The organism is Pseudomonas sp. GW821-FHT07G10, from assembly GCF_059418545.1.
Genome location: NZ_JBWKQB010000031.1, coordinates 18,022 through 31,145 on the forward strand (window position 1 = coordinate 18,022; position 13,124 = coordinate 31,145).

Below are 13,124 nucleotides of genomic sequence, written 5' to 3' on the forward strand. Positions count from 1 at the left end.
GGATGTTCCGGCGTATGAATAAGCTTTCCATGCTCGGGGCAGCCGTTGCGCTCCTCGCGTGTACCAGTGTGCAAGCCATGGGGCCGTTCGAGGTCTACGAGCAGGCGCTGCGCAATGATCCAGTGTTTCTCGGCGCCATCAAGGAACGCGATGCGGGCCTTGAAAACCGTGCCATCGGCCGCGCCGGGCTGTTGCCCAAACTCGGTTACACCTACAACAAGGGTCGCAATAATTCCAGGGCGACCAACCTGGATGGCCGGCGCGGCACCACTCACGATGATCGCAACTACAACAGCTACGGCTCGGCCTTGACCCTGCAGCAACCTTTGATTGATTACGAGGCCTACGCGTCCTACCGCAAGGGGGTGGCACAGGCGCTGTATGCCGACGAAAATTTTCGCGGCAAAAGCCAGGAGCTGCTGGTCCGGGTGCTGACGTCCTATACCCAAGCGCTGTTCGCGCAGGATCAAATCGACATCGCGCAGGCCAGGAAAAAAGCTCTGGAGGAACAGTTCCAGCAGAACGAACACCTGTTTCGCCAGGGCGAGGGCACCCGCACCGACATTCTTGAGGCGCAGTCGCGCTTTGAATTGGCGAGCGCCGAGGAAATCGAAGCGCGCGACGAGCAGGATGCGGCCTTGCGCGAACTGGGTGCCCTGATCGGTGTACCTGCGGTGGACATCGGCGATCTGGCCCCGCTGGGTGATTCTTTCGAGTCCTTCACTCTGCAGCCGGCCAACTTCGATGCCTGGCATGAACTGGCGGTCACCAACAACCCGATCCTCGCTTCCCGGCGTCAGGCGCTGGAAGCGGCCCGATTCGAGGTCGAGCGCAATCGCGCCGGGCACCTGCCCAAAGTAAGCGCCTATGCCTCTGTCCGGCAAAACGAATCGGAAAGCGGCAACACCTACAACCAGCGCTATGACACCAACACCATTGGCATCGAAATCAGCGTGCCGCTGTATGCCGGTGGCGGGGTGTCTGCGTCCACCCGCCAGGCAAGCCGCTCGATGGAGCAGGCCGAGTACGAACTGGATGCGAAAACCCGGGAGACCCTGATCGAACTGCGTCGCCAGTTCAGCGCCTGCCTGTCTGGAGTCAGCAAGTTGCGGGCGTATCAGAAAGCCCTGAGTTCGGCCGAAGCGCTGGTGATTTCGACCCGGCAAAGCATCCTCGGTGGCGAGCGGGTCAACCTCGACGCCTTGAATGCCGAGCAGCAGCTCTACACCACACGCCGGGATCTGGCCCGGGCTCGTTACGACTATCTGATGGCCTGGATCAAGTTGCATTACTACGCCGGCACCTTGCGCGAAGACGATCTGGCCAAGGTCGACGAAGCCTTCATGTCGCGGCCCCGAACCCGTTAAACGCTGCACCGCCCAGCTGAAGGCGCGAGGATTTTGGCAAGACAACTAAGGACGGTAGCGGTAATGGAATTCAAGCGTAGAGACGTCAATCTTCTTCAGGGGCGCAGGTTCCAGCCAGCAAAAATGCTGGGTGGCTTGTTGATGGGTTGCCTGGCAGCAATCGGCGGCGCGCAGGCGGCACCTTATGTCGAAAGTGGCAAACAGGGTGATCCCGACAGCTGGCGCAGCAGTGAATTCAACGCTGAATGGGGGCTGGGCGCGATTCATGCGCAAGAGGCCTATGCGGCCGGTTACACCGGTAAAGGCGTCAAGCTGGGTATTTTCGATCAGCCGGTCTATGCGCAGCATCCCGAGTTCGCCAGCCCGAACAAGGTGCTCACGCTGGTTACCAGTGGCATTCGGGAATACACCGACCCCTATATTCCGGTGAAAGCCGGGGATGCATTCCGCTATGACGGCACACCGTCCGTGGGGTCCAACGGCAAATTGGGTTCTCATGGCACCCATGTCGGCGGGATTGCGGCGGGTGACCGTGATGGTGGGCCCATGCACGGCGTGGCCTTCAATGCCCGGATTATCAGTGCAGAGAACGGCGACCCGGGACCCGAGGACGGCATTATTCTCGGTAATGATGGTGCGGTTTATAAAGCCGGCTGGGACGGACTGATCGCCAGTGGCGCGCGGGTCATCAACAACAGCTGGGGCATTGGCATCACTGAGCGCTTTGATCAGGGAGGGCGCGATCCGGCCTTCCCGCACTTCACGGTGCAGGATGCGCAGCTGCAGTTCGATCAGATCGGACCGCTGTTGCACACCAGATCGGGGGGCGCTTATCAGGGTGCCATCGATGCGGCCCGCAGCGGCATTGTCACCATATTCGCCGCGGGCAATGACTACAACCTCAATAACCCGGACGCAATTGCCGGCCTGGCGTATTTCGTCCCGCAAATTGCACCCAACTGGTTAACGGTTGCCAGTCTGCAGAAAAACCCGGACACCAACAGTCCGGATCTTTACAACATCAGTACCTTCTCATCTCGCTGTGGCTATACCGCCAGTTTCTGTGTGTCCGCGCCGGGCAGCCGGATCTACAGTGCCGTGATCGGTGGCACTACGCTGGATGATTTGACCGTCGGTTATGCCAATAAAAACGGCACCTCGATGGCCGCGCCCCATGTCGCCGGCAGTGCCGCGGTACTGATGGAACGCTTCCCCTACATGACCGGTGCGCAAATCGCTACGGTACTGAAGACCACCGCAACCGACATGGGCGCTCCGGGTATCGATGCGCGCTACGGCTGGGGAATGATCGACTTGCGCAAAGGGATCGATGGCCCCGGGATGTTTGTCACCCAAGCCGATATCCCGCAGGAATTGCGTATCGATGGGGCTTACGGCTCCGGGCAGTTCGTTGCCGATCTGCCGGGAATCGGCGCGATCGTGGATGCCGGCAAACCCACTGAGCGGGTGTGCACCGACGTACAGTGCGGCCTGGACGTGTGGCGCAACAACATTTCCGGCCACGGCGGTCTGACCAAGCAGGGGATCGGCACCCTGGTGCTGACCGGGGCCAACACCTATGCCGGCCCGACACTGGTGAATCAGGGACGGCTGGCGGTTAACGGTTCGCTCATATCCGACGTCACAGTCAACAACAGCGGCATCCTCGGCGGCTCGGGCCGTGTCGGATCGCTGACCGCGAAAAGCGGCGGGACCATTGCCCCCGGTAACTCGATCGGCACCTTGCAGGTGGCCGGTGATGTCACCTTCGAGCCGGGCTCGACCTATGCCGTGGAGCTTTCCGAAACCCGCAGCGACCGCATCGTTGCCGGCGGCACGGCGACTGTCAGCGGTGCCAGCGTGACCCTCGCGCTGGAAAACAGCCCGACGCTGCTGAGTCCCGCTCAAGCGAAAAGCCTGCTGGGCCGTCAGTACGACATTCTTGAGGCCGCGGGCGGTATCGCAGGGCGTTTTGCTGCCGTGGTACCGAACTACCTGTTTCTCGGTGCCAGCCTCGACTACGCGGCAACTGGCGTACAACTGGCTATCGAACGCAACGCAACCTCCTTCGCCAGCGTCGGGCAAACGCCGAACCAGCGTTCCGTAGCCGCCGCGGCCGAGCAATTGGGGGCTGGTAATCCAGTGTTCGAAAGCCTGCTGTTGTCGCCGACGGCCAGCAGCGCGCGGCAAGCCTTCCAGCAATTGTCCGGGGAAATCCATCCGGCGATCGGCACGCTGCTGATCCATGACAGCCGTTACCTGCGCGATGCGGTGGGCGAGCGCTTGCGTCAGGACGACCTCTACGACGCGGCAACCCCGACCGATGACCAGAGCAACGCCTGGGTCAAAGTGCTGGGCTCCTGGGGCAAGACCGACGGTGGCCATGACAACGCGAGCTACAACAGCGCCATCGGCGGTCTGTTGGCCGGCGTGGATGGCCTGCTCAGCGAAGACACTCGTCTGGGCTTCGTTATCGGTTACAGCGACAGTTCCCTGAGCATGGGCGACGGCACCCACTCCTCGGCATCGGTCGACAGCTACCACTTGGGGGTCTATGCCGGGCACGCGTTCGGCGCTGTGCGTCTGAGCCTCGGCGGCGCCTATGGCTGGCACCGAATCGACGTCAAACGCGATCTGCAATATGGCGATGTTTCCGGCCAGCAGAAAACCAAAGGTGACGCACAAAGTACCCAGCTGTTCACCGAAGCGGCGTATCGGCTGGAGCTGCCGGCGCTGACGCTGGAACCCTTCACCAACCTCGCTTACGTGCATGTGAGCCGCGACAGCTTCAGCGAGAAAGGTGACGCCGCCGCGCTCCAGGGCACAGACGACAACCGCAATGCCGTGCTGTCGACCCTGGGCCTGCGGGCAAGTAAAGGTTTCGCACTCTCCGATAAGCAGCAACTGGACCTTTCCGGATCCCTCGGCTGGCAGCATCACCTGAGCAATACCGGCGCCGAAGATCACGTGGCATTTGCCAGCGGCGGCGCGCCGTTCACTGTGCAAAGCGTCTCCATGGACCGCAACGCGGCAGTGCTCGGGGCGCGTGCCGGGCTTTCCCTGGGGCGCGATACCCATCTGAACCTGGATTACAACGGGCTGCTCGGTTCGCGGGAGAAAGACCATGGAGTCGGGCTCACGCTCGATTGGCAGTTCTGAATAGCGCAACCACGCAACAGCAACAACCAAGAGGCAAGACCATGGGTGTTTTCGACTATAAGCAATTGGGCAGTGGCGCTTCCAAAGCGCTGTACGCCGATGCACTGGCGTTGGCGCTGTACGCCTACACGCCGACCGGTAAACCTCTGACGCCCTCGGGCTGGACGCCGATCGACGCCGGGCAACTGGGCCATCAAGGCAAGGTGGGTGTCCAGGGCACCTATTTTGGCGAGCAGGAAGGCTTCACCAGCGCCGAGGCCGAAGTCCTCGGCAAATATGACGCTGCCGGCAAACTGATCTCGATCGGCATCGCTTTTCGCGGCACCGGCGGCCTGGGCTTCAGCGACACCTTTGGCGACATGAAAAACAACCTGCTGGCTGCCGTCGGCCCGGCGGATTACGCGAAGAACTACGTCCAGAACGCCTTCGGCAGTTTGCTCAATGAGGTAGCGATATTCGCCAGCGCTCATGGCCTGAGCGTCAGGCAGATCCTGGTCAGCGGCCACAGCCTGGGCGGTCTGGGGGTCAACAGCCTGGCCGAGTTGAGCACGGACCATTGGGGAGGCTTCTTCAAAGACGCCAATTACGTGGCTTTCGCCTCGCCAACCCAGAGTGCCACCGGCAACAACGTGTTGAACATCGGCTACGAAAACGACCCGGTATTTCGGCTGCTGGACGGCACCACGTTCAGCGTAGGGTCCTTGGGTAAACACGATGCTCATCAAGGGTCGGCGACCAACAATATCGTCAACTTCAATGACCATTACGCGTCCACGCAGCTGTTGCCGTTCAGCATTCTCAACCCGCAGGACTGGTCGGCGCATGGCTCGCCGAGTTATGCCGACGGGTTGAACCGGGTCATCAGCTCGGGCTTCTACGACCTCACCGGCAAGGACTCGACCCTCATCGTTTCCACCCTGTCGGAATCGGCGCGTGGCAACACCTGGGTGGCGGATCTCAATCGCAGTGGCGAACCTCACAAGGGCAGCACCTTCATCATCGGCACCGACAGCAACGACCTGCTCAAGGGCGGTGTCGGCAATGATTTCCTCGAAGGTCGTGACGGCAATGACACCTTCCGTGATGACGGGGGGTACAACATCCTGCTAGGCGGCGAGGGCAGCAATACCTTCGAACTGCAGCAAGCGCTGAAAAACTTCGACATCGCCAACGATGGCGACGGCACGCTGTACCTGCGCGATGCCTACGGCGGTATCAGCCTGACCCGTGATATCGGCGCGCTGGTGAGCAAAGAACCTGGCTGGCTTTGGGGTGCACTCAACAATGTTGTGACCCACTACGTGACACAGGCCGGTCTGCGAAGCGGTACTGAGCTGAGTCTCTACAGCCATTCGCTCAATGGAGACGCCTACGGCAATGCACTGGCGGCCGGTTTCGATGGTGACTGGCTGTTCGGCAATGCGGGCGACGATCTGCTGAGCAGCGGCAAAAACCATGTGACCTTCGTCGGTGGCAGCGGCAATGACGTCATGCACTCAACCGGTGGTGGCAATAACACCTTTCTGTTCAGCGGGGCGTTCGGTTTCGACGCCATACATGGCTATCAGGGCAGCGACAAACTGGTGTTCATGGGTGTCGAAGGTGCAGGCCAAGGCTATGACTACACGCAACATCTCTCGCAGATCGGCAACGACACACTGCTGAGGGTGGGCAACTATGGGGTGACGTTGGTGGGCGTCGGCCCGGACAACCTGTCGGGGGCAGGGATCGTATTTGCTTAAACCTCGATAAAACAACATTGCACTAATACCTCGCAACGTCGTGTTGAGCAATCTCTGACAATTCCAACAAAGAGAGGCAATACCATGGGTGTCTATGACTACAAAAACCTCGGTTCAGAGGACTCCAAAGCGCTGTTTTCCGATGCGCTGGCGATCGCTCTTTATTCCTACCACAACCTGGATAACGGCTTTGCCGCCGGCTACCAGCACAATGGTTTCGGGTTAGGACTGCCGGCCACGCTGCTCTCTGGGTTGATCGGCGGCGCCGACTCCCAGGGTGTCATTCCAGGAATCCCGTGGAACCCCGATTCGGAAAAAGCCGCATTGGACGCGGTACACAAAGCCGGCTGGACGCCGATCAGCGCCGGGCAACTGGGTTATGACGGCAAGGTCGACGCACGCGGAACCTTCTTCGGTGAAAAGGCCGGTTACACCAGTGCCCAGGTCGAAGTGCTCGGCAAGTACGACACCGAGGGTCACCTGACCTCGATCGGCATTGCCTTTCGCGGCACCAGCGGCCCGCGGGAATCGCAGATCAGCGACTCCATCGGCGATGTGATCAATGACCTGCTGGCTGCCTTCGGGCCCAAGGATTATGCGAAGAACTACGCGGGCGAAGCCTTCGGTTCGCTGCTTAAAGACGTGGCCACTTTTGCCAATGCCAACGGCCTCACCGGCAAAGATATCGTCGTCAGCGGCCATAGCCTGGGTGGCTTGGCGGTCAACAGCCTCGCAGACCTGAGCACCGATCACTTTTCGGGGTTCTACAAAGATGCCAACTACGTAGCCTTTGCCTCACCGACCCAAAGCAGCGGCAGTAATGTGCTCAACGTGGGCTACGAAAACGATCCGGTGTTCCGCGTGCTGGACGGTTCGTCACTGAACCTGTCGTCGGCGGGCGTGCACGATGCCCATCAGGATTCGGCAACCAACAACATTGTCAGCTTCAACGATCACTACGCCTCCACGGCCTGGAATATCCTGCCGTTTTCAATCGCCAACATCCCGACCTGGATCTCCCATTTGCCAACCGGTTACGGCGACGGCATGACCCGGGTTCTTGAATCGAAGTTCTACAATTTGACGAGCAAGGACTCGACCATCATCGTCGCCAACCTTTCGGACCCGGCGCGCAGCAACACCTGGGTCCAGGACCTGAACCGCAACGCCGAACCCCACAAGGGCAGCACCTTCATCATCGGCACCGACAGCAACGACCTGATTCAGGGAGGGCGCGGCAACGACTACCTGGAGGGGCGCGATGGCAATGACACCTTCAGGGATAGTGGCGGCTACAACATTCTGCTCGGTGGCAAGGGCAGCAACACCCTGGATTTGCAGCAGTCGGTGAAAAACTTCGATTTCGCCAACGACGGCGCCGGGACGCTGTATGTTCGTGATGCCAATGGCGGCATCAGCATCACCCGCGACATTGGCACGCTGACCAGCAAGGAGCCGGGATTTATGTGGGGCCTGCTCAAGGACGACGTGACCCACAGCGTCACCGACAAGGGCCTGCTCGCCGGCAATACCCTGACGCAATACGCGTCGGCAGTGAAGGGCGATGCGGGCGACAATACCCTCAAGGCGCATGCCGGTGGTGACTGGTTGTTTGGCCTGGACGGCAACGACCACTTGATCGGTTCCACAGGCAACGACGTCTTTGTCGGCGGCGCTGGCAATGACCTTATGGAGTCGGGAGGGGGCAGCAATACCTTCCTGTTCAATGGTGATTTCGGCAACGACAAAATCCTGGGTTTCCAATCCACCGACAAACTGGTGTTCCAGGGTGTCGAAGGCGTGGGCCAAAGTTATGACTACCGGGAGCATGCCAGCGCAGTGGGCAGCGACACGGTACTGACCTTTGGTACCGATTCGGTGACTCTGGTAGGTGTTGGACTGGATCACTTGTCAGGCGCCGGCATCGTCATCGCTTAAGCACCGCAACAGGCAGCGCGAACCCGACCATGGGGTTCGCGCTGTTGCAAAACGCAGAGAAAGGAGATTTGGATAGTGAGCAACAGCAAGAGGTATGGAATTGGTTTCACGCTTATCCTTTTAGCGGGAACCGCAGTGGCTGAGGATCTGCCTCACAGCTCGATCTTGAGCCGATACGGCATGACGCCCGAGCAACTGCCGGCACCCACCCAAACCGGGGCGGACAAGGTCGTATCAGAACACCCCATCAGCCGCATGCGCGTTGAGCCGGAAAAACCCTGGGCAACCCTGACCCTGGGTGACGGCAATAAACCGGACGCCACCGGCAATATCAGCATCGACAATGCCGCCGCGCAGGAATTCAAGCGCTGCCAACAGGTCAGGAACCAACTGCTCAGACGTGGAGGCCAGGACATCTCCTGCGATAACAGCATTCCAGGACCGAACGCCACAGTCCAAATGCCCTGAATCCGGCTATAGCGGGCAAGCCTCAATGCCGGTCAGTCAAGCACGCAGCGATCTCTTCGGGGGCTCGCGCAGGATTCAGTCTTCGTGGCGAACGGTGACGACATCATCCGTCTTGATCTTCACCCGCTTACCCGAGATGTCTTCGAATTCGTAAAAGCCATCGCTGGTTTTCGGAGTCTCTTTAGTCAAGTACTGGGTGCCATTGTGCAGGGTCACGACCGTCGGCGAGGCGCAACCGCCCAATGCCAGAAATGCCGCTACTGCCAGCGGCAGACCCAGGATTCTAATGTTCATGCATAAACCTCTCGTTCAAAAAGCACTTGGTCACCTCCACTCAAGCGAGTCATGAAGGCAGTGCTGTCCGCGTTGGTGTGACTAACTGAAAGAAAGTTCGTACCGGCAAGAAAAAAGTCCGACGCCCGGCCGCTTATCCAATACCGTTTGCTAGCGCCGGGGCTGAGCTGGTATCTGTATGCATAACCAGTATCCCATTCATGTGGCGCGCTTGATCCGTGACTTCCAACCCGCTCGACAATCCGCTCTATTACCTGAACAACTTCGTGCAAGTGCTCGCCTGGCTTGAGCAACGTTATGCCGACGTGCTGAGCGCTGAAGAGCAGCAGTTCATTCTCGACTTCGGTCATCTACCCCAAGCGTCCCAGGCGTTGCTCGTCAGAATGGTGATGCGCAAAGGCGTGCGCTTTCGAGCGGGCAAACTGCATTACGAGGAAATCGGTGAGATTGAGCCGGCGGTTGCACCGTTGCGGCGTCTGGGTTGGGTCGATGAGCACGCGTCGCTGACGATCGAAGAACTGTTCGATGTCTTGCAGAAACCGGAAATTCTCCAGTGCTTCAAAGGCGCGATCGATCAACCCAAGGCAAAAAAAACCGATTGGCTTGCGTCTTTGAGCGAGCAGTTCAGCGAAGCGCACACATTCAGCCAATGGTGTCCGACCCTGGACGATCAACTCCTCACCTTGACCATCATGGGCCTTTGCGATCGGCTGCGGCTAATGTTCTTCGGTAACCTGTATCAGGACTGGTCGGAATTCGTATTGGCGGACCTGGGCGTCTTCACCTACGAAAAAGTCGACTTTTGCTCCGAATCCCGTGGTTTGCGCAGTCGTGATGACGTGGATGATTTTCTGTACCTGCACGATTGTCAGGGGCGTTTCGAAGCCGGTGAGCCATTGAACGAGGTACTTGAGCACATCAATGCCCTGGACACAGCCAACCCCTGGCTTGAAAGGCGCCGCGCCAGGCTGCTGTTCCAGATAGGCCAGCACTGCGAGCGAATCGCCGATCTGCCGGCAGCCCTGACAATCTATCGCGCCTGCGCTTATCCCGGCGCGAGGCTGCGCTTGATCCGAGTGCTGGAGCGCAGCGGTGACTACTCACTGGCAATGACACTCGCCAGCCAGGCCGGGCAATGTCCGGAAAATGCCGCAGAACAACAGCAACTGCTGCGAGTCCTGCCAAGGCTGCGACGCAAGCTCGGTGGCCCGCCCATGCCTCGGGCGGTCGCTCGGGATACATTGCGGCTCGATCTTCGCTTGCCGAGAACCGATCCGGCGTTATCGGTCGAACTCCATGTTCAGGCGCATCTCGCCGAGGAGTTGGCGCCGGTGCACTATGTCGAGAACAGCCTGATCAACTCCTTGTTCGGGCTGCTCTGTTGGCCAGCGATATTTGCACCGTTGCCGGGGGCATTTTTTCACCCGTTTCAGCGAGGACCGGTCGACCTGCTCAACGAGGACTTCCATTCGCGGCGTGCCGAGCTGTTTCAGGCCTGCCTGGCAGAATTGGATGATGGCCGTTACACACAGACCATTCGCACTCGTTACGCCAGCAAATCGGGGGTGCAGTCGCCTTTCGTGTTCTGGGGCGTCTTGACCGATGACTTGCTCGAGCAGGCCCTTGATTGTCTGCCGGCCGAGCACCTCAAACACTGGTTCAATCGCTTGCTGCTGGACATCAAGGCCAACCGTTCCGGCATGCCCGACCTGATCCAGTTCTGGCCGCAGCAAAAGACCTACCGCATGATCGAAGTCAAAGGCCCGGGGGATCGCTTGCAAGACAACCAACTGCGCTGGCTGGAGTTCTGTCATCAACATCAGATGCCGGTGGCCGTCTGTTATGTGCAATGGGCGGAGTCGGACGAGTGAGTTACAGCATCGCGGTGCGTGCCTTGTGCGAGTTCACGGCCAAGGTCGGCGATCTCGACTTGCGCTTTACCCCGTCACCCACCGCGCTGGAAGGCATCGCGGGCCATCGCACCGTCGCTTCGCGGCGCAATGAGGGCTATCAAACTGAAGTTGCGCTTGAGGGCCAGTACCAGCAGTTGACGGTGCGGGGTAGGGCAGACGGCTATGACCCCAACCAAAACCAGCTTGAAGAAGTAAAAACCTATCGCGGCGACCTGAGCCTCATGCCCGCCAATCATCGTCAGTTGCATTGGGCGCAGGCAAAGATTTACGGCTGGTTGATGTGTCAGAAATTGCAGCTGCCCGAGATCAGCCTGGCGCTGGTGTACTTCGATATCGTCAGCGAAAAGGAAACCCGACTCGTAGACGCCTGCAGCGCTGCTGAGCTGGAGCTTTTCTTCAATCGTCACTGCGGCTTGTTTTTGCAGTGGGCCGAGAAGGAGATGACTCATCGCGACGCCCGTAATCAGGCCGCGCAGTTGTTGCGTTTTCCCCACGCCGACTTTCGCCCTGGGCAGCGCAACCTGGCGGAATCGGTCTTCAAGGCCGTGAGTACCGGCCGCTGCTTGATGGCCCAGGCGCCCACCGGCATCGGCAAGACCGTCGGCACGCTGTTCCCGATGCTCAAGGCGCTGGCGCCGCAGCAACTGGACAAGGTGTTTTTCCTGACCGCCAAGACGCCGGGCCGCAAACTCGCGCTCGATGCGGCCCAGGTTATCTACCGCAGCGAGCCCGATCTGCCATTGCGAGTGCTCGAATTGGTGGCGCGGGACAAGGCCTGTGAACACCTGGACAAAGCCTGTCACGGAGAGTCCTGTCCCTTGGCGAAGGGTTTCTATGATCGTCTGCCAGCGGCCCGGGAAGCGGCCACGCAGATACAGTTATGGGATCAAGGCAGTCTGCGACAAATCGCTTTGACGCATGATGTCTGCCCGTACTATCTGAGCCAGGAAATGGCCCGCTGGGCCGATGTGGTGGTTGCCGACTACAACTACTATTTTGACTTCAGCGCCTTGTTGTTTGGTCTTGCCCAGTTCAATCAATGGAAGGTGGCGGTACTGGTTGACGAGGCCCATAACCTGGTGGAACGCGGACGCCAGATGTACAGCGCAAGCCTCGATCAATTCACGTTGAACAGTGTGCGCACTAACGCGCCAGAGCCGTTGAAGAGGTCCTTGCAACGGGTGAACCGTGAATGGAATGCCCTGCATAAAGAACAGATTCGCCCGTATCAGGCCTACGCCCAGACACCGGAAAAACTGCTTCAAGCGCTTTCGCTGTGCATCGCCGCCATCGGCGATTACCTGAACGATCATCCTCAAGGTCTGGACGGAGCGCTGCAAAGTTTCTACTTCGAGGCGCTGCAATTTTCACGAGTCGCCGAGCTGTTTGATGAGCAGTCTCTGTTCGATATCAGCAAACGTGACCTCAACGCCAAGCGCAGTGTGTCGCAGCTCTGTCTACGCAACGTAGTGCCCGCCGGCTTCATTCGTCCACGGCTCACGGCCGCCCGCAGCACTGTACTGTTTTCCGCGACCCTGAGCCCTCGGCATTACTATGCGGACCTCTTGGGTCTGCCGGCGAACACCGTATGGATTGATGTCGAGTCACCGTTCACTGCCGAGCAATTGGAGGTGCACATCGTCAGTCAGATTTCCACGCGCTTCGTGCACCGGCAGGCGTCCCTTGCGCCCATTGTCGAGTTGATCGCCGCCCAGTTCCAGCAGCGTCCGGGCAACTACCTGGCGTTCTTCAGCAGCTTTGATTATCTGCAACAAGTGGTGCAGTTGCTGGCCGATAAATACCCGCATATCGACCTTTGGTCACAGTCGCGGGGGATGGACGAAGGGCAGCGCCAGGCCTTCCTGGATCAGTTCACGACAAGCAGCCAAGGGATCGGCTTTGCCGTATTGGGCGGGGCGTTTGGCGAAGGTATCGATCTGCCGGGCGCACGACTGATTGGCGCGTTTATCGCCACCTTGGGGCTAGCCCAGCTAAACCCGGTGAACGAGCAGCTGAAACAGCGCATGGCCGCGATCTTCGGCGCTGGTTATGACTACACCTACCTGTTTCCCGGCGTACAGAAAGTCGTACAAGCCGCCGGAAGGGTGATCCGTACCCAGCAGGACCGTGGGGTGGTGATGTTGATCGATGACCGTTTTGCCGAGTCCAGGGTCCGGCAATTGCTGCCGCGCTGGTGGTCAGTTACCGGTCACTCATCTGGATGATTGGCGTTGTCGCCTCGC

At 59.5% G+C, this 13,124-nt stretch carries 8 protein-coding genes; 7 read left to right on the forward strand and 1 reads right to left on the reverse strand.

Translation table 11 applies throughout. The features are described from left to right. Positions 1 to 2 precede the first annotated feature (2 nt). The 5 genes from AC07O1_RS25510 (at position 3) to AC07O1_RS25530 (ending at position 8,674) form a co-directional block, all read left to right on the forward strand. Complete coding sequence (locus tag AC07O1_RS25510) at positions 3 to 1,367, forward strand: TolC family outer membrane protein (protein WP_495090583.1); 1,365 nt, start codon at positions 3 to 5, stop codon at positions 1,365 to 1,367. Between the two features lie 123 nt (positions 1,368 to 1,490). After that, a complete protein-coding gene (locus AC07O1_RS25515; protein ID WP_495090622.1) occupies positions 1,491 to 4,526 on the forward strand; it encodes an autotransporter domain-containing protein in 3,036 nt (1,011 codons plus the stop codon). A gap of 41 nt (positions 4,527 to 4,567) precedes the next feature. Next, positions 4,568 to 6,268: a polyurethane esterase gene (locus tag AC07O1_RS25520; protein WP_495090584.1), complete on the forward strand. Its 1,701-nt coding sequence runs from the start codon at positions 4,568 to 4,570 to the stop codon at positions 6,266 to 6,268. Positions 6,269 to 6,352: 84 nt separating this feature from the next. After that, the gene (locus tag AC07O1_RS25525) at positions 6,353 to 8,206 is read left to right on the forward strand and encodes a polyurethane esterase (RefSeq protein ID WP_495090585.1); all 1,854 of its coding nucleotides are present in this window, start codon (positions 6,353 to 6,355) and stop codon (positions 8,204 to 8,206) included. A gap of 75 nt (positions 8,207 to 8,281) precedes the next feature. Beyond that, positions 8,282 to 8,674: a hypothetical protein gene (locus AC07O1_RS25530; protein ID WP_495090586.1), complete on the forward strand. Its 393-nt coding sequence runs from the start codon at positions 8,282 to 8,284 to the stop codon at positions 8,672 to 8,674. A 75-nt stretch (positions 8,675 to 8,749) separates the two neighbouring features. Here the strand turns inward: AC07O1_RS25530 and AC07O1_RS25535 are convergent, their stop codons facing one another. Further along, the gene (locus AC07O1_RS25535) at positions 8,750 to 8,968 is read right to left on the reverse strand and encodes a YgdI/YgdR family lipoprotein (protein ID WP_495090587.1); all 219 of its coding nucleotides are present in this window, start codon (positions 8,966 to 8,968) and stop codon (positions 8,750 to 8,752) included. Positions 8,969 to 9,186: 218 nt separating this feature from the next. On the opposite strand from AC07O1_RS25535, the gene AC07O1_RS25540 reads away from it, so the two are divergent. Together AC07O1_RS25540 and AC07O1_RS25545 are read left to right on the forward strand one after the other, a co-directional pair. Next, positions 9,187 to 10,839, forward strand: a complete 1,653-nt coding sequence (locus tag AC07O1_RS25540; RefSeq protein WP_495090588.1) for a VRR-NUC domain-containing protein — start codon at positions 9,187 to 9,189, stop codon at positions 10,837 to 10,839. Then, positions 10,836 to 13,106: an ATP-dependent DNA helicase gene (locus AC07O1_RS25545; RefSeq protein ID WP_495090589.1), complete on the forward strand. Its 2,271-nt coding sequence runs from the start codon at positions 10,836 to 10,838 to the stop codon at positions 13,104 to 13,106. Before AC07O1_RS25540 ends, AC07O1_RS25545 begins: the two co-directional genes overlap by 4 nt. The last annotated feature ends 18 nt before the right edge of the window (positions 13,107 to 13,124 follow it).